Origin of the sequence: Nocardiopsis sp. NPDC050513, assembly GCF_044457925.1 — a bacterium.
Taxonomy (GTDB): Bacteria; Actinomycetota; Actinomycetes; order Streptosporangiales; family Streptosporangiaceae; genus Nocardiopsis.
The window spans coordinates 35,470-56,662 of sequence record NZ_JBITHK010000009.1; the positions used below are offsets into that span (position 1 = coordinate 35,470).

Here is a 21,193-nt window from a genome sequence, read left to right on the forward strand (position 1 = left end):
ACCGGCGTTTTCGCGGGAAGAGCGGGGAGATGATGCACGCAACGCGCTCGCCGCGCGCATGGGTAGACGAAAACGAGGCAGAAGACGACATGCCGAACACGCACACCCCATTTCACGCCCCGCTCCCCCGAACACCCGACGGGCACTCCGTCCACGCCCGGAAATGGCCCAAGAAGGAGGAACCGGACAAGGTCAAGGAATCGCACCTGCGAACGGACGTCCGCCACTTCGTGGACCTGTCCTACCACCTGACCGGGTTCGAACGCGCCGACCTGTTCGGCACCGGCAGCGCCGAGGAGTACCTCTCCGCTCTGGTCCACAGGGTCGGTGCGGACAACGCGCTCCGACTGTACAAACGCGTCGTCGACCCGAAGCTCGGGAAGGACCCGCAGGAGTCGGCGCGGTTCCCGGACCACGAGAAGGAGGCCGATCTGTACGCGATGGCCGCCGCCGTCACCACGATGTGGTACCTCGGGTCGTGGACCGCGCTCGACCCCCAGCACTACGCCCTCGTCGTCAAGGGGCACAAGGGCACGCCGCCGCTCCCGCCCAACGAGACCTTCGTCGTCTCGCCCAACGCCTACCTCAACGGGCTGGTGTGGCAGCTCACCGGCGGGCACGCGCTCGGCGGCAAGCCGACCGGCTGGGCCACGTGGGCGGAGCGGCCCCCCAAGGTCCACCGCAACCGTGCGGAACGCCGGAAGGAGTGGGCCCCGGGCACCGGGGGCACCGACGGAGGAGGGTCGAAGTGACCGTGGCAGGACGGCACAGCAACGGACAGCGCTACGACGCCATCGTCGTCGGATCCGGGGTGACCGGGAGCCTGACGGCCAAACGGCTGGGCGAACGGGGGTGGCGGGTCCTGGTCCTGGAGGCCGGAACCGGCCGGCTGGGCACCTGGGAGGGCTACACCGCAGCGGTGAACGGCTTCCGCACCGCGACGCGCAAGGGGCCGAACTCGCCCTACCTGCCGAACCCCGCGGCGCCGTCGCCCGACTCGGCCGAGCCGCTCGACTACTTCGTCCAGAAACCCGGCGGTCAGATGTACGCCAGCGACTACCTCCGGGTCCTGGGCGGCACCATGCTCCACTGGGAGGGCGAGACGCCGCGGATGCTGAGGAGCGACTTCGACGTCAAGCCCAGCTCGGACAAGGACGAGGCCAGGAGCTGGCCGCTCGGGCCCTGTGCCGACGCGAACGGCCGGACCACCGACTTCCTGACGGACCTGGCCGCGTACTACGACCAGGCCGAGCGGGAACTGGGGGTCGCGGGGGACACCGCCCGGGTGTGGGAGCCCCATCAGAAGGACTCGATGTACCAGGCCGCGCACCGGTTCCCGATGCTGCCGATCCCGCAGAGCCATCTCGACGACGTCCTGGCCAAGACCCTGAAGGACAAACGGGTCACGGAGATCCACCTGGACGGGAAGGGGAAGGTGGTCGAGGCCAAGGGCTCGGGGACCACCGCGCACTCCCTCGCCCTCACGCCGATCCCCCAGGCGCGCAACAGCAACCCGAACCCGGACTACGACGGCGGACGGCCCTACCGCCCCCGTGACGCGGTGGGACTGCCGAACTACGGCGAGCGGTGCGTGGGCAACTCCAGCTGCATCCCGATCTGCCCGGTCCAGGCCAAGTACACGCCGCTGCGCACGCACCGGGAGTTCGACCCCGACCTGGTCACCGTCGCCACGCACAGCGTCGTCACCCGGGTGCTCGTCAACAGGGACGGCCGTGCCACGGGCGTCGAGTACAAGGTCTACGACGACCCGCGCTCGCCGTCGGCGACCAAGCACCGGGCCGAGGCGGACATCGTCGTGCTCGCCGCCTACGCGGTGGAGAACGCCAAGATCATGCTCATGTCCCAGATCCAGAACGACCAGATCGGCCGGAACCTGACGGACCACCCGCTGGTGATCCTGCACGGTCTGGCGCCAGAGGGATCCCCGCTCGGCCCGTTCCGCGGCCCGCCGCTGACCTCCACCTTCGACTCCTTCCGCAACGGCGCCTGGCGCGGTCACGCCGCGGCGTTCCGGGTCGGCGTCCACAACTGGGGCTGGGGCCATCTGGGCGAGGCGCCGGGCCGGGCGGTCCGCGAACTCGTCGGACGGGGACACCTCACCGGGGAGGTCGGACGGACACCGCCCACCGGCGCGAAGCCGCTGTTCGGCACGGCGCTGCGCGAGGCGCTGGCCGACCACCTGCCGCGCCAGGTCGAGTTCATGCTCATGCTGGAGCAGACCGCCCGGAAGGAGAACCGGGTCGAGCTGGACTGGCACAACCTCGACAACCTCGGCATCCCGCGGCCCAAGATCACCTACACGATCGACGACTACGTCAAGCGGGGTGTGGCGAACTCCGTCGGGGTCGGTCTGAAGCTCTTCGAACGTCTGGGTGTCACGGAGTGGCACTTCACCGAGGGACGCGACCACACCGAGGGGCCCATCACCGAGGTCGAGGTCGAGGTGGGGAACGGCGTCACACGCAGGTACCCGGTCTACGGGGCCCGGCACAGCGGTGGAACGCACATCATGGGCACGGACAGGGAGACGTCCGTGGTGGACGCGTACCAGAGGAGCTGGGACGTGCCCAACCTCTACGCGGTGGGCACCGGCAGCATGCCCTCCCAGGGGGTGGCCAACCCCGCGCTGACCGCCGCGGCGCTGACGCTGCGCACCGCGGACGAGATCAACCGCGTGCTGCTCAGGACCAAGCGGCCCCGCGTCGGCGCGGAGGAGCCCTACGACAGGTCCGGCCGTGCGCTGTCCGGGAAGGGGAACGGCTGATGACGGTCACGTCACCGAGGACGCTCGAGCGCCACCACACCGGGCGGGTCAGGACCTACCCGACCCCCGGTCTGAAGAAGGCCGTGGAGGGGAGCAGGAAGCGGATCACCGACCGGGCCACGCTCTTCCACTTCCTCCAGTGCGCCCTGGAGGTCGAGCTGACCACCATTCCGCCGTACATGCTGGCGATGTACAGCATGCGGCCCGGCCGCAACGAGGAGGCGTTCTACACGATCCGCGGCGTGGTGCTCGAAGAGATGCTGCACATGACGTTGGTCGCCAACATCATGACCGCGGTCGGCGCCACGCCGAGTCTCGCCGGGGTCGAGGGGACGGGGGCCGAGGCCGCGGCCGTCAACGCGCCCGTCTACCCCTGCGTCCTGCCGTTCACGCCGACGGCGTCGAAGCCGATCGTGCTCCGGCCCTTCTCCAAGGAGGCGATGTCGACCTTCATCGCCATCGAGGGGCCCGACGAGCCCAAGGGGAAGCCGCCCTCGGGGTGGCGTTCCATCGGCCACTTCTACGACGTCATCCGGCAGGGCATCGAGGACGTCGCGGCCAAGGACGCACTCGAGCCGGACCCGGAGAAGCAGATCTTCCCCACCGACCGGAAGGAGCGGAAGCGGCGCCTGGACCGCCAGATCGGCCCGGAGCACTTCTACAACTCCGGGGGCGAGGTCATCAGGGTCACCGACCCGGCCAGCGCCAAGGAGGCGATGGACATCGTGGTGGAGCAGGGTGAGGGTCTGCACCACACCATCTTCACCAGCGACGACGTCAGGTTCGGGGAGGAGCGCCAGGTCTCGCACTACTTCCGGTTCCTGGAGATCTTCCACGGCCGCCGCTACAGCCCCTACGACCTGCCCGACCAGCCGCCGGGCGGGGAGGTCGTCGACGTGGACTGGAACGCCGTGTACCCGGTCGACGTCATCGACACCGACGCGAAGCGCAAGCACCCGCCGGGGCCCCTCACCAAGCGGTACCACGACCCGTCCCAGCCCCAGCTCCAGGGCACGGCCGACCAGTTCAACCGGGCCTACACGCGGCTGCTGGCCCAGTGCCACGTGTCCTTCAACGGGTCGCCGGACACCCTGGAACAGGCCGTGCCGACCATGTTGGAGTTGCGCTACCTGGCGGAGGAGCTGTTCCGCAATCCGCTCCCGAGGACGAAGGGCGGGCCCAGGGTGTACGCCTGCCCGACCTTCGAGGTGAGCGGGCAGGAGATGGCGCGGCAGCTGAAGGAGGTCCAGGCCGACGCCGAGCGGCGGCGGAAGCAGCGGGAGAAACGCGCCAAGGACGAGCAGGCGACGCGCAAGAGGATGGCGGAGCGGTCCTGACGTCCCGCCCGGCCGTGTCCCCGTCGGGGGCACGGCCGGGCTCGCGAGGGCGCGGTCAGGCGGGACCGTGGAGCGTGTCGACCAGCGTGGACAGCTGCCCGACGGAGCGGTCGAGCCGGCGCACACCGTCCACGAGCGGCTGGTCGGAGTCCTGGTAGTGGGCCACGATGTGCTCGCGCAGCGCGGCCAGGTCGCTCTGGACCTGGCGGGAGCGGTGCTCCAGCCGCTCGGCCAGGACCTTGCCGGGCTCCCCGGTCTCCTGCCCGAGGTCGCGTTGCAGGCTGCGAGCCTGCTCGCGCATCTGCGCCTTGAGCTGGTGGAGCTCGACGAACACCTCGACCTTGGACCGCAGCACCCACGGGTCGAACGGCTTGAGCAGGTAGTCCACCGCGCGGGAGGCGTAGCCGCGGAAGACCTCGTGCCGATCGACCTCCTGGGCGGTCAGGAAGATGATCGGCACGTCCTTGGTCTTCTCGCGCTGCTTGATGTGCGCCGCGGTCTCGAAGCCGTCCATGCCCGGCATGACCACGTCGAGCAGGATGACCGCGAAGTCGGTCCCCAGAAGGTGCTTGAGCGCCTCCTCGCCCGAACTGGCCCGGACCAGGTTCTGGTCGAGGGAGGTGAGGGCCGCCTCCAGCGCGATCAGGTTCTCTTCTCGGTCGTCGACGAGAAGGATGTTGGCCTTCTGGGTCACTACGCCTTACTCCAGGTCCTCTGTCGGGGCGGCGCCGGTGTCGCCCGTGTCCGCGTTCGGCTGGTCCCCGCCGGCGGGGGTGTCATCGTCAGTGGCGCCATTGTGCCCCCTGGGGGACCCGGGCGCGTCGTCGGGCCCGGATCCGTCCGCCGTGTCGCCGGCGGCTCCCGCGGCGGTCTCCGCCGGGTCGGCGGTGAGCCAGCGGCGCATCACGTCCAGCAGGTGGTCCAGGTCGACGGGCTTGGTGACGTAGTCGGTGGCGCCGGCCGCCAGGCTGCGCTCCCGGTCGCCCTGCATCGCCTTGGCGGTGAGGGAGATGATCGGCAGGTCGGCGAACTGGGGCATGTCCCGGATCGCCCGGGTCGTGGCGTTGCCGTCCAGCTCGGGCATCATCACGTCCATCAGGACGAGGGAGATGTCCTCGTTGGCCTCCAGCATGGCGATGCCCGACCGGCCGTTGTCGGCGTACAGGACCTCCAGTCCCTGCGCCTCCAGGGCGCTGGTGAGCGCGAAGACGTTGCGCACGTCGTCGTCGACGATCAGCACCCGCTGCCCGCTGAGGACGGCGCGGCGTTCGGGGTCGGACCTGGCCTCGACGCGTTCCTGGCCCGGCGCGGACGCCCGCTCGCCCTCGGCCTGGGCCGCGGGTTCGGGCGTCTTGAGCACCGGGACGCTGGGCAGGGGCTCGTTGCCGATGTCGGTGAGGGCGGCGAGCGCGGCGTCGAAGTCCTCGTCGGGCATGACGTAGTCGCCGTCGCTCCCGGCGTCGCCGAGCGGGTCCTGGCCGGGGACGGACTCCAGCGCCGGGACGGTGTCCACGCCGACGACGTCCTCGCCGCGCTCCCCGGCGTCCTCCGGCAGCCGCACCGGGAGCAGGAGGGTGAAGGTGGAACCCTGGTTGGCCACGCTCTGGACGCGGATCTCACCGCCCAGGAGCCGGGCGAAGTTGCGGCTGATGGACAGTCCCAGACCCGTGCCGCCGAACCGCCGCGACGTGCCGCCGTCGCCCTGGTGGAAGGCCTCGAAGATCACCTGGAGCTTGTCCTCGGCGATCCCGATGCCGGTGTCGGCGACGGTGAACGCGATGACCTCCTCGTCCTCGACGAACATGTCGAGGTCGGCGTCGTCCAGCGCCCACGCGGGCTCGATGAGCAGCCGCACCTCGCCCTGCGGTGTGAACTTCACGGCGTTGGACAGCAGGTTGCGCAGGATCTGCTGGAGGCGCTGCTCGTCGGTCCACAGGGTGCCGGGGATGTCGGGTGAGACGTCCACCGCGAACGCGAGCCCCTGCTCCCCGGTGACCGGGCGGAAGGTGGCCTCCACGTAGTCGACGAGCTGGGCGATGGACACCTCGCTGGGCTGTACCTCGGCGCGGCCCGCCTCGACCTTGGACAGGTCGAGGATCTCGTCGATGAGCAGCAGGAGGTCGCTGCCCGCCTTGTGGATGGTCTGGGCGAACTCGACCTGCTTGGGCGTGAGGTTCTGCTCCGCGTTGTCGGCCAGGAGGCGGGCCAGGATCAGCAGGCTGTTGAGCGGCGTGCGCAGCTCGTGCGACATGTTCGCCAGGAACTCCGACTTGTACTTGGAGGAGACCTGGAGCTGGTGGGCGCGCTCCTCCAGGGCGTTCCTGGAGCGCTGGATCTGCTGGTTCTGGAGTTCGATCGCCCGGTTCTGGTTGGCCAGCTGGGTGGCCTTCTGGCGCAGTTCGGCGTTCTTGCCGCGCAGCTCCTCCTGCTGGCGCTGGAGTTCGTTGGACCGCTCGCGGAGCTGGCTGGTGAGCTGCTGGGACTGTTCGAGGAGGTACTCGGTGCGGTTGTTGGCCAGGATGGTGTTGATCGTGGTGCCGAGGAGGGCCACCAGCTGGCGCAGGAAGCTCTTGTGGATCTCCCGGAACTCCTCGTAGGAGGCGAACTCGATGACGCCGAGCGCCCGCTCCTCGGAGATGATCGGGAGGATGTACAGGTGCCGGGGTTCGGCCTGGCCCAGTCCGGACTGGACGGTGACGTAGCCCGGCGGGATGTTGCTGACCTGCTGCTCGGTCTGCTGCGTCAGCGCCTCGCCCGCCAGTCCGACGCCCTTGCGGATCCGGCGGCGGCTCTCGTCGGGCGCGTAGCCGAAGCCCGCGTAGAGCCGGAAGACGTCCTGGTCGCCCTGGTCCTCGGGCAGGTAGCAGGCGCCGTGCTGGGCCTCCATGAGCGGAGTCACCTCGGTCATGATGAGGCGGGCCAGCTCGTTCAGGTCCCGGTGCCCCTGGATGTGGCCGGAGATCCGGTTGAGGTTGGACTTGAGCCAGTCGGCGTCCCGCTGGGTGGCGGTGGTCTCGCGGAGGTTGGACACCATCAGGTTGAGGTTGTCCTTGAGCTCCTCCATCTCGCCGCGCGTGTCGACCTGGATGTTGCGGGTCAGGTCTCCCTTGGCCACGGCGTTGGCCACCTCGGCGATCGCGCGCACCTGGATGGTCAGGTTGCCCGCCAGGCCGTTCACGCTGTCGGTGAGCTGGCGCCACGTGCCCGAGACGCCCTCGACCTTGGCCTGACCGCCCAGCTGGCCCTGGCTGCCCACCTCGTGCGCGACCCGGGTGACCTCCGTGGCGAACGCGGAGAGCTGGTCGACCATCGTGTTGACGGTGGTCTTGACCTCCAGGATCTCGCCCTGGGCGTTGACGTCGATCTTCTTCGTGAGGTCGCCGGCGGCGACCGCGGTCGTGACCTCGGAGATGTTGCGCACCTGCGTGGTGAGGTTGTGCGACATCGAGTTGACGTTCTCGGTGAGGTCCTTCCAGATGCCGGAGACGCCCGGGACGTCGGCGCGACCGCCGAGCTTGCCCTCGGTGCCCACCTCGCGGGCCACCCGGGTGACCTCGTCCGCGAAGGCCGACAGCTGGTCCACCATGACGTTGATGGTGTCCTTCAGCTCCAGGATCTCGCCCTTGGCGTTGACCGTGACCTTCTTGGTCAGGTCGCCCGCCGCCACCGCGCGCGTGACCATGGAGATCTGGCGCACCTGGTAGGTCAGGTTGTTGGCCATGGAGTTGACGTTGTCCGTCAGGTCCTTCCAGACCCCGGAGACGTCGCGCACGTGCGCCTGACCGGCCAGTTTGCCCTCGGTGCCGACCTCGCGCGCCACCCGGGTGACCTCGCTGGCGAACGAGTCCAGCTGGTCGACCATCTTGTTGATGGTGTCCTTGAGGTCGAGCATCTCACCCTGGGCGTCCACGGTGATCTTCTTGCTCAGGTCGCCCTTGGCGACCGCCGTCGTCACCTGGGAGATGTTGCGGACCTGGTAGGTGAGGCTGTTGGCCATCGAGTTGACGTTGTCCGTCAGGTCCTTCCAGATGCCCGACACGCCCTTGACGTTGGCCCGGCCGCCCAGCTTGCCCTCGGTGCCGACCTCGCGCGCCACCCGGGTGACCTCGTCGGCGAACGAGTCCAGCTGGTCGACCATGGTGTTCACGGTGTTCTTCAGGGCGAGCATCTCGCCCTGGACGTCGACCTCGACCTTGCGGGTGAGGTCGCCCCGGGCGACGGCGGTCGTCACCTGCGAGATGTCCCGCACCTGGTTGGTGAGGTTGTCCGCCATCGAGTTGACGTTCTCGGTGAGGTCCTTCCAGATGCCCTGGACCCCGCGCACGTTGGCGCGACCGCCGAGCTTGCCCTCGGTGCCCACCTCGCGGGCCACCCGGGTGACCTCGTCCGCGAAGGTGGAGAGCTGGTCCACCATCGTGTTCACCGTGTCCTTGAGGTCGAGCATCTCGCCCTGGACGTCGATGGTGATCTTCTTGCCCAGGTCGCCGCGGGCGACCGCCGTGGTCACCGCGGAGATGTCCCGCACCTGGTTGGTGAGGCGGGAGGCCATCTGGTTGACCGACTCGGTGACCTCGCGCCAGGCGCCGGAGACGCCCTCGACCTGCGCGCTGCCGCCGAGCTTGCCCTCGGTGCCCACCTCGCGGGCGACCCGGGTGACCTCCTCGGTGAAGCCGCTCATCTGGTCGGCCATCCGGTTCACGGTGGTGGCCAGGCGCAGGAGGTCGCCCTTGAGCTCGCCCCGGCGGCCCTCGGTGGAGGCGCGGCGGCTGAGCTGGCCCTCGGCGACGGAGTCGAGGACGCGGGCGACGTCGGTGACGGGTTCGGCGACCTCGTCGAGGAGGTCGTTGAGGGCCCGGGCGCTCTCGCCCCACGCGCCGCGGGAGGGGCTGACCGCGACGCGTTCGTGCAGGCGGCCCTCGTCGCGGACGACGTCGCCGACGCGCTGCAGTTCGCTGCTCAGCTGTTCGCTGTGGTCGACCACCTCGTTGAAGACCGAGGCGATCTCCCGGATGGTGCCGCTGCCGCGCTCGCGGAGGCGCACGCTGAAATCGCCGTCCCGCATGCGGTACAGGGCACTGAGAATCTCTTCGAGCTGTTCCTCAGCCAGTTCCTTGGCCGCGTCGGGCATCGAACCCCTCCCGCTGGTCTGGTCCACCTCGACTTCCCGTCCGGTCACGCTACCGTCGCGCTCTACCACCCGAAAGAAGTGGATCTGTCGGTGACTCAGACTATCCGCCGAACGCGCCCCGCACAGGTCGGTTGCCGATCTCGTCCGCACCGGCACGGCGCTCCGCCGGATCCGGACCTCCTGGGGTGCGGCTCCCGCGTATCGTGGCAGTGGCAGCCCTACTCCCCGCTGCCCACGCCAAGTGACGAAGGACTTGCCCGGCTTGCCATCACACGACGCGTCGAAGGTCGCCCGACGAGACTTCCCGCCCGCTCCCGAGACCGCGGCGGCCGCTCGGGAGTTCGTCCACGACACCCTCCTGTCCTGGGGTGTGCCGGAGCCCTTCGACGATGTGATCCTCCTGGTCAGTGAGCTGGTGACCAACGCCGTGGTGCACGCGCGGTCGGCGCTGGAGGTGGCGGTCCGCCGGGTGGACGGGTGCATCGAGGTGATGGTGACCGACTCGGCGCCCGACCGCGCGGTCCCGCAGGCCGGGCCGCTGCGGGTGGACGCCGCGCCGTCCTCGGGCGACGCCCGGGGCGCGGGGCTCGGGCTGGCGTTGGCCTCGGCGATCGCCTCCAGCTGGGGGGTGAGCTACGGGCGCGACGACAAAGCGGTGTGGTTCCGCATCGAGGACACCACGCGGCCGTCGGCGCCGTCGTTGGAGTCGCCGCCGGTGCGCGCTCGGACGAACCGCCCCGCGCGGCCGAGCACGTGGGCGTCGCTGGACGCCGCCCTGAACTCGCGGCTGAGCCTGCGCCAGCTGCTGGAGCGGACCGTGGAGCACGCCGCCACGGCGCTGGGCGGGGACGCGGCCTACATCGCGCTGGCGACCTCGGACGAGACCATGTGGGAGGTGCGGTGCGCGGTCGGCCTGACCAGTGACGACGCCCCCTGGCGACCCCTGCGTGTACGCACCGAGGAGGCGTTCCCGTCCGCCGCGCCGGAACCGGGCCCGACGATCAACGACGACCTGATGATCGCCCGCGCCAGCCGGGGCCGGCTCTCGCGGGCGGGCATGCGCTCCCTGGTGACCGCGCCGCTGATCGTGGACGGCCGGGTGACGGGGCTGCTGGGAGTGGCGTCGAAGCGGACGCGGCACTTCGGCCCGGCGGCGGCGCAACGCCTCCAGGAGGGCGCGGACCGGATCGCGCTGCCGGTCGAGCGGTCCCGGCTTGCCGAGGTCGAACTGAGCCGCCGCGCGTCGCTGAGCTTCCTGGCCGAGGCGAGCGATCTGCTCGCGGGCACGCTGGACGAACGGATGACGGGGGCGCTGGCGGCGCAGCTCATCACGTCGCGCCTGGGCCAGTGGTGCGCCATCCACACCACCAACGACCTGGGCGTCTTCCATCTGTCGCACGTGGCGCACCGCGACGAGAACCTCAACGACATCCTGCGTGAGCTGCTGTCCGGGCTGCCGCCGCGTGAGCAGCGCGAGCCGCGGCCGCTGTGGTCCCCCACGGAGCTCGCCGAGGCGGGGCTGACGGAGAGCCTGACCCGGGATCTGTCGCAGGGACCGGCGATCAGCATCCCCCTGGTGGCGCACGGGCGCGCGCTGGGGCGGATGACGATCGGGCGGAGCGAGGCGGACGACTTCACCCGGGACCAGGTGGACGTCGCCGACGACCTGAGCCGGCGCGTGGCCTCGGCGATGGAGAACGCGCGGCTGCACGAGCGGCAGGCGTCGATGAGCGTCGCGCTCCAGCGCAGCCTGCTTCCCGCCAAGGAGAAGGAGCCGGTGATCCCCGGCGTGGACCACGCGGTGTTCTACCGTCCGGCGGACGAGAAGAACGTGGTCGGCGGCGACTTCTACGACGTGTTCGCCGCCAGTGGGCGGTGGTGCTTCGCGGTGGGCGACGTGTGCGGCACGGGTCCGGAGGCGGCGGCGATCACCGGGCTGGCGCGGCACACGCTGCGGGCGCTGGCCAGGGAGGGGTTCTCCCCGGCGCACATCATGCAGCGGCTGAACATGGCGATCCTGGACGAGAACACCTCGACGCGGTTCCTCACCATGCTGTACGGGGAGATGACCCCGGCCACGGACGCCGGTCGGGGGATGCGGGTACGGATGGTGTCCGCGGGTCACCCGCTGCCGCTGCGGCTGAACCAGAAGGGCGAGGTGTCGTCGTTCGGGTCGTCGCAGCCGTTGTTGGGGGCGTTCGAGGACGTGGGGTTCGAGAACGAGAGCGTGGAGCTGCGCCCCGGCGAGGTGGTGCTGGCGGTGACCGACGGGGTGACCGAGCGGCGGAGCAACTCGGACATGCTCGGGGACGAGGGGCTGAAGGAGATCTTCTCCGGATGCGCGGGGCTGACCGCGCAGGCGGTGATCAGCCGGATCGACCGCGAGCTGGAGGAGTACGCGCCCGGCGGGCACACGGACGACACCGCGATGATGGTGCTGCGGTTGCTGTAGGCGGGCGCCGGACCCGTGGATGCGAGTCCACCCGCGGGGCGACCGCCTCGGGGCGGGGACGCGTCAGCGCGACCCGCCCCGAAGGGTCACCGTCGGTCGAGCATGTCCAGGTAGTGCGGGTTGTACATGACGCCCAGGAGGTTGCCGAAGGGGTCGACCACCGAGGCGGTGACGAATCCCGCGTCGCCCCTGGGGGTGACGGGCTCGTACTCCTTGGCGCCCATGGACAGCAGCTTCTCCACGGTCGCGGCCACGTCGTCGACGTGCCAGTAGACGACCGCCCCGCCGAGGCCGTGCTGCGCGGCCGGGGGCGCGTACCGGCGGTCGATGATCCCGAGTTCGTGCTGGTGGTCGCCGATCCGGAACTCGACGTAGGCGGGCGGCAGTCCGTTGCCGGGGCGCTCGAAGTACGGTTCGGCGCCCACCAGTTCGGCGTACCAGCGCGCGGCCTCGGCGACGTCGTCGGCCCACAGCGAGATGGTGGTCAGTCCTCGCAGCATGTCGGTTCCTCTCCCGTTCACGCGCGGTGCGCGATGTCGATGGAAGAGACACTACGAGGCATGGCGGACAGGTACTGTCCTATATCCGCTCAGAGCCAGCCCATGTCCTGGGCGGTCCGGATGGCGGCCATCCGGTTGTCCGCGCCGGTCTTGCCGATGGCGTTGGACAGGTAGTTCCGCACGGTGCCCTCGCTCAGGTGCAGCGCCCCGGCGATCCGCGCGACCGTGGCCCCGTCCGAGGCCGCGCGCATCCAGGGTGTGCCGCACCCCGGAAGCGTCCGTCCTGGCGCCGCGGTCGGCGAGGGCCGAGAGTGGGGGTACTCGCACCGAAGGAGAGAACATGGGCACCACACTGCTCACCGGCGGGACCGTCGTCACGATGGACCCGCACATCGGCGACCTGGAGCGCGGCGACGTCCTGGTCCGCGGGGACCGCGTCGCCGCCGTCGGCACGGATCTGCGCACGCACCCGGACGCCGCCGGAGCCACCGTGATCGACACGACCGGGCGCGTCGTCGCCCCCGGGTTCGTCGACACCCACCGCCACGCCTGGCAGGCGCAGATGCGCCGCCGCATACCCGACGTGTCGGATCTCGGCGCGTACGTGGCGTCCACCCTGGGCGAGATCGCGCCCCTGTACACACCCCACGACATGTACGTGGGCACCCGGCTCGCGGCGCTGACCGCCCTGGACGCCGGGATCACCACCATGCTGGACTTCTCGCACAACTCCCGCACGGCCGAGCACTCCGACGCCGCCGTCCGCGCGTTGGTCGACACGGGCATCAGGGGCGTCCACGCGTCGATGGGCCCGCACTTCGGCGACTGGGACCGGCAGTGGCCCGGGGACCTGGAACGCCTGTGCTCCGCCTACCGGGGAGCGAACGACGGCCTGGTCACGATCCGCCTCGCGGCGCTGGCGACCGACGAGATCGCGGGACCCGCTCTCGCCTACGGAACGGACCTGGCGGCGGTGGCCCGCGACCTGGACCTCGGGGTGAGCGTCGACGCGGTGTTCGGGATCCCCTCGTCCGAGGCGGTCCTGCGCTGGGCCGACGCCGGCCTGCTCGGCCCCGGTCTGTGCCTGATCCACGCGACCGGCCTGACCCCGCGGGCGTGGGGCGCCCTGGGCGAGGCCGGAGCGACCGTGTCCCTCGCACCCTCCTCGGACGCCCAGATCGGCCTGGAGAGCGCGGTCCCGGCGGTCGACGAGGCGCTCGCCGCGGGGATCCGCCCCGGTCTGAGCATCGACGTGGAGGTGGCGTTGGCGAGCGACATGTTCACGCAGATGCGGACTCTGCTGGCGATCCAGCGCATGCGCGCGGTGCGGGGCGTCTACGGCAGCGACGAGCCCGTGCCGCCCCGGATCACGTCGCGGGACGTACTGGACTTCGCCACGCGTCAGGGCGCGCACACCATCGGGTTGGGCGAGGTGACCGGGTCGCTCGCCCCGGGCCGCCAGGCGGACCTGATCGTGGTCGACGCCGGTGACGTCAACACCATGCCGTTGAACGACGCGGTGGGCACGCTCGTGCTCGGCGCCGACGCCCGCAACATCGAGACGGTCATGGTGGGCGGAACGGTCCGCAAGGAGCGCGGACGTCTGGTCGGGGTGGACGTGGACGGCCTGCGCGACGCGGTGACCGCCTCCCGGGACCGGATCGTCGGGGCACTGGGACACGCCTGAGCGGGCCGGGCGGCCGTGCGGGTCACAGCCAGCCCATGTCCTGGGCGGTCCGGATGGCGGCCATCCGGTTGTCCGCGCCGGTCTTGCCGATGGCGTTGGACAGGTAGTTCCGCACGGTGCCCTCGCTCAGGTGCAGCGCCCCGGCGATCCGCGCGACCGTGGCCCCGTCCGAGGCCGCGCGCAGCACCTCGGTCTCGCGGTCGGTGAGCGGGCTCTCCCCGCCGACCATCGCCGCGGCGGCCAGGTCGGTGTCGATGTACCGCCCACCGCCGTGCACGCGGCGGATCGCTCCGGCGAGCTGGTCCACGGGGGCGTCCTTGGCCAGGAAGCCCTGGGCGCCGGAGGACAGCGCCCGGCGCAGGTAGCCCGGGCGGCCGAAGCTGGTGAGGATGACCACGCCGCAGTCGGGCGCCGCCGAACCGAGCTCCGCCGCGACCTCCAGCCCCGTGGCGCCGGGCATCTCGATGTCGAGGACCGCGACGTCCGCTCCGTGCTCCCGGACGGCGTCCGCGACCTGGTCGCCCCGGCCGACCTCGGCGACGACGTCCAGGTCCCCCTCCAGGCCGAGGAGCGCAGCGATCGCCCCTCTGACCAGGTGTTCGTCGTCCGCCAGCACGATCTTGATCACGGCCTGCCCCTCCTTTGCGCCACGGTGGCAGATGGACGCTATCGTGCCGGGAAGGGCGCCGTCGCACGGACTCGAAACCCTGCCATATCGGGCTCTCACCGTGCTCTAACCCGTGCGCTCCATGATGGATCCCGTCAGCAGGCATCGTCCCGCGAGTCGGAGGCCGAGTTGAACCCCAACGAACCCAGTGCAGGCACGGCGGCCGGACCGGAGGAGCCCGGACACCGCCCCGCCGGGCCCGCCGCCCAGCCCGAGGCGTCCGGCGTGGCCGAGGAGCAGTCCTCCCGGGGCGACGGCGTCCACCAGACCACCCCGTCCGAGGGCTCCCCCGCCCCGTCCGAGTCGCCCGGCCCGGCCGCGTCCGGCGGCCCGTCCGAGACAGCGGACGCGTCCGCCGCGGGGACCGGCCCCCGGTTCGTCCCCACTGACCGGGGCCGCGACTGGGCCGCCGGGCCCGAGGCGCCCGACCAGGCCGCCTACACCTACCCGACGCCGCAGCGGCCCGGTGAGGGCGCCTGGGCCGGAGGCCAGCACGGCCCGTACGCCCACCACGCGGGCGGCCCCGTCCCGCCGCACGGAGACCGGGGAGCACCGGGCGACGGACCGGCCTACTCCGGCGGTCACGCGTCCTTCGGCGGGCCCCACGGGCCGCAGGGCCCGGGCGGGCCTCAGGGCCCCGGCGGCCCCGGCGGCCCCGGTCAGCCTCCCTTCGGCCACCAGGGGCCTCCTCCGGGCCAGGTACCGCAGCCCGGAAAGCCCCGCGGTGGCCGAGTCGTCGCCGTCGCGGCGGCCACAGCGCTGGTGACCAGCCTCGTCGTGGGCCCGCTCGCGGCCCTGGGCACCGCCTACCTGCTTCCGGACGGGGTGTCGTCGCCGATCAGCTCGCTCGACGGCCAGCAGACCTCGACGCCGACCGAGGGCGAGGTCGGCGAGGTGGCCGACGCCGTGCTGCCGAGCGTGGTGTCCATCGAGACCGCCAACGGCAGCGGGAGCGGCGTGGTCATCTCCTCGGACGGCCAGATCCTCACCAACGCGCACGTCGTGGAGGCCGCCCGGGGCGACGCCCTCCAGGTGATGTTCAACGACGGCTCGACGGCGTCGGCGCGGGTCCTGGGATCGGACACGGTGTCCGACATCGCGGTGATCCAGGCCGAGGGCCGCAGCGACCTCGAACCGGCGACGCTCGGCGACTCCGACCAGGTCGGCGTGGGGGCCGACGTGGTCGCGATCGGCTCGCCGCTGGGGCTGTCCGGCACGGTGACCACGGGCGTGGTCAGCGCTCTCAACCGCCCGGTGAACACCGGCGTCACCGAGGGCGCGGCGGGGCCCACCTCGACGGTGATCAACGCGATCCAGACCGACGCCGCGATCAATCCGGGCAACTCCGGTGGCCCGCTGGTGAACATGAACGGCGAGGTGATCGGGATCAACACGGCGATCGCCGGGATCTCGCAGGACAGCGGTTCGGTGGGCCTGGGCTTCGCCATCCCGATCAACCAGGTGCGGCCCATCGCCGAGCAGCTGGCCGAGGAGGGCTCCGCGAGCTACGCGGCGATCGGCGCGACGATCACCCGCGGCTCCGCGGGCGGCGCGGAGATCGTCGAGGTCAACGCGGACGGCGCCGCTGAGGAGGCGGGACTGTCCGCCGGAGACGTGGTGGTGTCCGTCGACGGTGAGACCGTCTCCTCCCCCGACCAGCTGATCGCCCTGATCCGGTCGCACCGCCCCGGTGACGAGGTGACCTTCGGGGTCCTCGAAGGCGGCTCCGGCGGGGCGCGGGACGTGACGGTGACGCTCGGGGAGCAGACCTCCGGGGCCGGTGCCGACGACATCGGCGACTGATCCAGACGACCACGGTCGTCCCTCCCGAGGGGCGGTCCCGGACATGGGGGTTCCGGGGCCGCGCCTCCCCGGGGGCGGTTCCGGACCTGGGGGTTCCGGGGCCGCCCCCGACCCATGCCCCCTCACGGCCGAGGGGAACGGTGGAGGCGTCTCCACCCCCGCGGGAGTGGCAGCACCACACCGCGGAGGCGCGACGTCCCACCCCGGATCCACGTGCCCGCACCCTCGTGCGAGGGGTTCCTCCGGACATAGCGTCTGGGCAGGTCGGGGCACCTTCCGTGCTCCGAGATCCCCAACCCCCCGAGGACTCCATGGCGACCCCCGCCTCGACCGCCGAACCGTCCACCCGTCCCCGTCGCCCCGCCAAGCGCTGGTGGGAGCGGCCCTGGATCCTGCCGCTCGCTCTGACCACCCTCGTGTTCCTGGCGCTCTCGGTACCGCGCTACCTCGGGATGGACCCCGGGCTGTCCGGGGTCCCCCTCCGCGAGGACGTCGCCTGGCACTACCCGATGCTGTGGACGCACATCATGGGCGGCACAGTGCTCATGCTCCTGGTCGTCGTCCAGGTGTGGCCGTGGGTCCGCCGACACCACCCGGCCGTACACCGCTGGAGCGGCCGGGTGTACGTCTTCGGCGGAGTGGTGTTCGTCGGCATCCCCGCTCTGCTCGTGTCCCCCCTCAGCCACTCCGGTCCGTCCACGCACGTCGCCACGGCCCTGTGGTCGATCGCCTGGTTGGGTTTCACCGTGATCGGCTACGTCATGGCGCGGCGGCGCCGGTACGCCGAGCACCGGGAGTGGATGCTGCGCAGCTTCGTCCTGGTCTACGGCATCGCCCTGCAGCGGTTGGTGCTCCCCCTGCTCCTCCTGGTCATGCTGCCCCGGGTCGGCCGCGACTACGACGGGGGAGTCCCGGACCTGGTCATGGACCTCTTCCCCGCGAGCATGTTCGTCAGCTGGGTACTCCCGCTGCTGGTCCTGGAGTGGTGGCTCAAGTACCGGCGTCCGGCGCGCCGGGGACGGCGCACGGCCGCCTCCTGACCCGCCCCGGTCACCAGTGGATGACGTTCGCGCGCACTCGCGTACACGGGCGGACACGGAAAGTATCGTTCGCTGGGTCATGTGCTATCTGACCGGTCGCTCCGTCGTCACCGGGAGGTCGGTGTCGGTCAACTCAGGTGCTCCACACTCGTGCCTACTCCGCGCCCCCGACGCCGCACCCGCCCGCAGGAGATCACTCGATGTCGACGTCCTTCGTCTCCCCCGCCCCCTCCACGCCGCGGACGCCGCCCCGGGTCCTCCCCGGCACGCGTCCCTCCGACGCGGAGGGGCGCGGTGTCCGGATCCTGATCGGGACCGACACCTACCCGCCCGACGTCAACGGCGCGGCCTACTTCACCGCCCGCCTGGCCAGGGGGCTGACCGAACGCGGCGTCTCGGTGCACGTCGTGTGCCCCTCCCCCGAGGGGCGGCCGTACGTGGTCGAGCGGGACGGGGTGGTCGAGCACCGGCTGCGGTCGATGCCCTCGCTCGCCCACGAGAGCGTCCGCCTGACCGTCCCGGTCGGGACGCGCGGACACCTGGACCGGCTGCTGTCCCGGCTGCGGCCGGACGCGGTGCACGTCCAGAACCACTTCATCGTCGGCCGGACGCTCACGCACGCCGCGCGCGACCACGGCGTTCCGGTCGTGGCCACCAACCACTTCATGCCGGAGAACCTGTTCGACTACCTGCACGTGCCCGACACACTGCGGGCGCACGTGGCCCGCCTCGCCTGGTGGGACCTGCGCGCGGTGCTGTCTGGGGCCGAGCACGTGACGACGCCGACCCCGGCGGCGGCGCGGCTGCTGCGCGACCAGGGCTTCACCCGGACGGTCGAACCGGTCTCGTGCGGGATCGACCTCGTCCGCTTCAGCCCGTTCCGGGGCGGTGCCGCGGAACGGCGGCGCCTGCGCGCCGGGATGGGCCTGCCCGACCGGCGCACGATGCTCTTCGTGGGGCGCCTCGACGAGGAGAAGCGGATCGACGACCTGATCCGCGCCGCCGCCCGGGTTCCGGACGTCCAGTTGGCGCTGGTCGGGAAGGGGAGTTGCCGACGCCGTCTGGAGGAGCTGGCCGCGGCGGAGGGCGCCGCCGACCGGGTGCGCTTCCTCGGCTTCGTCTCCCACGCCGACCTGCCGGACGTGTACCGCTGCGCCGACGTGTTCACCATCGCGAGCATCGCCGAGCTCCAGAGCATCGCCACGCTGGAGGCCATGGCGAGCGGGCTGCCGGTGGTGGCGGCGGACGCGATGGCGCTGCCGCACCTGGTGGAGGCGGGGCGCAACGGGTACCTGTTCCCGCCCGGCGACCACGAGGCGCTGGCGCTGCGTGTGGCCGACGTGGTGGCCGACGACGGCCGACGGCTGCGCATGGGCGAGCACAGCCGGGCCATGGCCGCGCGGCACCGGTTGGAGGACTCGCTGGAGCGGTTCGAGCGGATCTACCGGGACGCGGCCCGGGGAGTCCCGGCCGGGGCCAGGATTCCGGGCGGGGCGGCCGCGCGGGCGGCCGGACTCCCCGGGGCCTGAGGGCGGGTCAACCCGGTCGCCCGGGGGGCGTGAACGGCGGGAGGTGGAAGCCGACGACCGCGCCGCCGCCCTCGCGGTTGCGCGCGAACACGTCGCCGCCGTGCGCCCGGGCGATGTCGCGGACCATCGCCAGCCCCAGGCCGGACCCGGGAAGCCCGCGGGCCTCGGTGGCGCGGTAGAACCGCTCGAAGATCCGGTCGAGCTGGTCGGGGGCGATGCCGGGTCCCCGGTCGAGGACCTCCACCACGCCGCCGCGCACGTGGATCTCGATCGGGGCGGTGCCCTCCGGGTCGAACTTGGCGGCGTTCTCCACCGGGTTGGCGATCGCGCGTTCCAGGGATCCGGGCCGGCCCCACACGACGCTGGCGTCGGCGTCCACGACGATCTCCCGACCCGTGCGCCGCCGGGTCCGGTCGGCGACGCGCCCGGCGACCTCGCCCAGCGCGACCTCGCTCCGGGGTTCGTCCTCCCGCTCACCGGTGGCCAGGCCGACGAGTTCGTTGACCAGCGTGGTCAGCTCGCGCGTCTCACCGCGCAGGTCGTCGATCAGCCGCTCGCGCGCCTCCGGGCTGAGCCGGTCCACCCTGCCGAGCACCTGCACGTTGGTGTACAGGCTGGTCAGCGGTGTGCGAAGTTCGTGGGCGGCGTCCTGGACGAGGCGGCGCTGCTCGTCCTTGGAGCGCGCCAGGCGGGCGAGCATGGCGTCGAACGCGCTGCTGAGGCGGCCCACCTCGTCCTGGCCGCCCTCCCCGGCGCGCTCGCCGTCACTGACCGGATCCAGGCGACCCGTGGAGCTTACGTACTCGGCGGCGTCGCTGAGGCGGACCAGGCGCTGGGTGGTCCGATGGCCGACGAGCCATCCGGCGGCCGCGGCGGCGAGCGCCACGAGCAGGCCGACCCACAGGATCTGGGTGGCGAGCCGGTCGATCATCCGCTCCACCGGGGACAGGCGCTGCACGAACTGGATGGCGCCCGCCTCGCTGCCGATGGAGACCGTGGCGACGCGGAAGTCCCGGTCGTTGGAGCTCGTCTCCCGCACGTCGGTGACTCCCGGCTCCTCGGAGCGGGCCAGCTCCAGGGAGCGGTCGTCCGCGGGCAGGAGGACGATCTGTTCGGGTGAGGCGGTCGGGAGCCGACGGGTGCCGTCGGGGCTGAGGTACTGGGTCTGGAAGTGATCGTTGGACATGATCACGAGGTGGGTGACGACCGCGTCCGCACCCCCGGAGGCGTACCGGGAGACGAGCTCCTCGGACAGCTGCTCGACCGTGAGGTCGAACTCGTCGCGGGCGTCGGTGCGGATGAGCGAGGCGGCGGTCGTGTAGGCGAGCGTGCCCACGAGCGCGATCGTCACCGCCGCCACCAGTGCGAACAGGACGGCGAAGCGGGTGCCCAGCCGCCAGTCGCGCGGCTGGTCGAGCAGCTCGCGCCACCAGGGGCGGTGCGTCCCGTTCCGGTTCGGCGTGCTCATGGGCGCAGGGTGTACCCGACGCCGCGGACGGTCTGGATGAGCGGCGGGCCGCCGACCTCCAGCTTGCGGCGAAGGTAGCTGATGTAGACGGCGAGGTTCTTGGACTCGGGGCCGAAGTCGTAGCCCCAGATCCGGTCGTAGATCGTGGCGTGGTCGAGCACGATGCCCGCGTTGCGGACCAGGAGTTCGAGCAGGTCGAACTCGGTCTTGGACAGGTCGATCTCGCGGTCGCCGCGCCAGACGCGGCGGGCGAGCGGGTCGAGCCGCAGTGCGCCGGCCTGGAGCGGCCCCTCCTCGGCGCCCTCCTCGGCGACGGGGGCGGCGCGGCGCAGCAGGGCGCGCAGCCGGGCGAGGAGTTCGTCGAGCTCGAAGGGCTTGGCGAGGTAGTCGTCGGCGCCCGCGTCGAGTCCCGCCACCCGGTCCGGGGTCTCCACGCGCGCCGTGAGCATGAGGATGGGGGTGCGGTCCTTCTCGGCCCGCAGCACCCGGGTCACCCCGAGGCCGTCGACGCCGGGCATCATGACGTCGAGGACGAGCAGGTCCACGGGGTCGGCGTGCACGGAGGCGAGGGCCTGGACGCCGTCCGCCGCCGTGCGCACCTCGTAGCCCTCGAGTTGGAGTGCGCGTTCCAGTGACTCCCTGATCGCACGGTCGTCATCGGCGACCAGCACGGTGGCCGCGGAGGAGGTGGCTTCCATGCGCACATGCTCCCGTATCCGGGTGAGAGACCGGTAAGAACCCGGTGAGGCGCGTGTCAGTGCCCGCGGCGGGTGGTGGATCCGGGGCGTGGGTGCGCT

General features: G+C 71.7%; 14 protein-coding genes and 1 pseudogene. 8 read left to right on the forward strand and 7 right to left on the reverse strand.

Features of this window, described 5'->3' with window-relative positions:
• Nucleotides 1-89 precede the first annotated feature (89 nt).
• From ACIBFB_RS17400 to ACIBFB_RS17410, 3 genes are read left to right on the forward strand one after another with little or no spacing between them, the layout of a single operon-like run.
• Nucleotides 90-752, forward strand: coding sequence for a hypothetical protein (locus ACIBFB_RS17400; protein WP_397231215.1), 663 nt, complete (start codon nucleotides 90-92; stop codon nucleotides 750-752).
• Nucleotides 749-2,785: a GMC oxidoreductase gene (locus ACIBFB_RS17405; RefSeq protein WP_397231217.1), complete on the forward strand. Its 2,037-nt coding sequence runs from the start codon at nucleotides 749-751 to the stop codon at nucleotides 2,783-2,785. The genes ACIBFB_RS17400 and ACIBFB_RS17405 overlap by 4 nt, the downstream gene beginning before the upstream one ends.
• Nucleotides 2,785-4,122, forward strand: coding sequence for a ferritin-like protein (locus tag ACIBFB_RS17410; protein WP_397231219.1), 1,338 nt, complete (start codon nucleotides 2,785-2,787; stop codon nucleotides 4,120-4,122). Before ACIBFB_RS17405 ends, ACIBFB_RS17410 begins: the two co-directional genes overlap by 1 nt.
• A gap of 55 nt (nucleotides 4,123-4,177) precedes the next feature.
• Here the strand turns inward: ACIBFB_RS17410 and ACIBFB_RS17415 are convergent, their stop codons facing one another.
• Both ACIBFB_RS17415 and ACIBFB_RS17420 read right to left on the reverse strand, forming a co-directional pair.
• A complete protein-coding gene (locus tag ACIBFB_RS17415; protein WP_397231221.1) occupies nucleotides 4,178-4,816 on the reverse strand; it encodes a two-component system response regulator in 639 nt (212 codons plus the stop codon).
• Between the two features lie 6 nt (nucleotides 4,817-4,822).
• Complete coding sequence (locus ACIBFB_RS17420; RefSeq protein ID WP_397231641.1) at nucleotides 4,823-9,250, reverse strand: HAMP domain-containing protein; 4,428 nt, start codon at nucleotides 9,248-9,250, stop codon at nucleotides 4,823-4,825.
• 262 nt (nucleotides 9,251-9,512) lie between these two features.
• On the opposite strand from ACIBFB_RS17420, the gene ACIBFB_RS17425 reads away from it, so the two are divergent.
• Nucleotides 9,513-11,702 (forward strand): SpoIIE family protein phosphatase, encoded by a 2,190-nt coding sequence (locus ACIBFB_RS17425; RefSeq protein WP_397231223.1) that lies wholly within the window; start codon nucleotides 9,513-9,515, stop codon nucleotides 11,700-11,702.
• Nucleotides 11,703-11,788: 86 nt separating this feature from the next.
• Here the strand turns inward: ACIBFB_RS17425 and ACIBFB_RS17430 are convergent, their stop codons facing one another.
• Entirely contained in the window at nucleotides 11,789-12,202 is a 414-nt protein-coding gene (locus ACIBFB_RS17430; RefSeq protein WP_397231225.1) for a VOC family protein, read from the reverse strand.
• Between the two features lie 89 nt (nucleotides 12,203-12,291).
• Nucleotides 12,292-12,462 (reverse strand): annotated as a pseudogene (locus ACIBFB_RS17435) (response regulator transcription factor); the annotation flags it as partial.
• 80 nt (nucleotides 12,463-12,542) lie between these two features.
• Between ACIBFB_RS17435 and ACIBFB_RS17440 the strand changes: the two are divergent.
• On the forward strand, nucleotides 12,543-13,889 hold the full coding sequence (locus tag ACIBFB_RS17440) for an amidohydrolase family protein (RefSeq protein WP_397231227.1): 1,347 nt from the start codon (nucleotides 12,543-12,545) through the stop codon (nucleotides 13,887-13,889).
• A 22-nt stretch (nucleotides 13,890-13,911) separates the two neighbouring features.
• Here the strand turns inward: ACIBFB_RS17440 and ACIBFB_RS17445 are convergent, their stop codons facing one another.
• Nucleotides 13,912-14,517, reverse strand: coding sequence for a response regulator (locus ACIBFB_RS17445; RefSeq protein ID WP_397231229.1), 606 nt, complete (start codon nucleotides 14,515-14,517; stop codon nucleotides 13,912-13,914).
• Between the two features lie 168 nt (nucleotides 14,518-14,685).
• Here ACIBFB_RS17445 and ACIBFB_RS17450 point away from each other — a divergent pair, with 168 nt between their 5' ends.
• The 3 genes from ACIBFB_RS17450 to ACIBFB_RS17460 all read left to right on the forward strand — a co-directional run bounded on the left by ACIBFB_RS17450 (nucleotide 14,686) and on the right by ACIBFB_RS17460 (nucleotide 18,928).
• On the forward strand, nucleotides 14,686-16,359 hold the full coding sequence (locus tag ACIBFB_RS17450) for a trypsin-like peptidase domain-containing protein (protein WP_397231231.1): 1,674 nt from the start codon (nucleotides 14,686-14,688) through the stop codon (nucleotides 16,357-16,359).
• 311 nt (nucleotides 16,360-16,670) lie between these two features.
• Entirely contained in the window at nucleotides 16,671-17,399 is a 729-nt protein-coding gene (locus tag ACIBFB_RS17455; RefSeq protein ID WP_397231233.1) for a DUF2306 domain-containing protein, read from the forward strand.
• A 200-nt stretch (nucleotides 17,400-17,599) separates the two neighbouring features.
• A complete protein-coding gene (locus ACIBFB_RS17460) occupies nucleotides 17,600-18,928 on the forward strand; it encodes a glycosyltransferase (protein WP_397231235.1) in 1,329 nt (442 codons plus the stop codon).
• Nucleotides 18,929-18,935: 7 nt separating this feature from the next.
• Here ACIBFB_RS17460 and ACIBFB_RS17465 read toward each other — a convergent pair whose 3' ends face one another.
• The gene (locus ACIBFB_RS17465) at nucleotides 18,936-20,396 is read right to left on the reverse strand and encodes an ATP-binding protein (protein ID WP_397231237.1); all 1,461 of its coding nucleotides are present in this window, start codon (nucleotides 20,394-20,396) and stop codon (nucleotides 18,936-18,938) included.
• Nucleotides 20,393-21,094, reverse strand: a complete 702-nt coding sequence (locus ACIBFB_RS17470) for a response regulator transcription factor (protein ID WP_397231239.1) — start codon at nucleotides 21,092-21,094, stop codon at nucleotides 20,393-20,395. Before ACIBFB_RS17470 ends, ACIBFB_RS17465 begins: the two co-directional genes overlap by 4 nt.
• Between the last annotated feature and the right edge of the window lie 99 nt (nucleotides 21,095-21,193).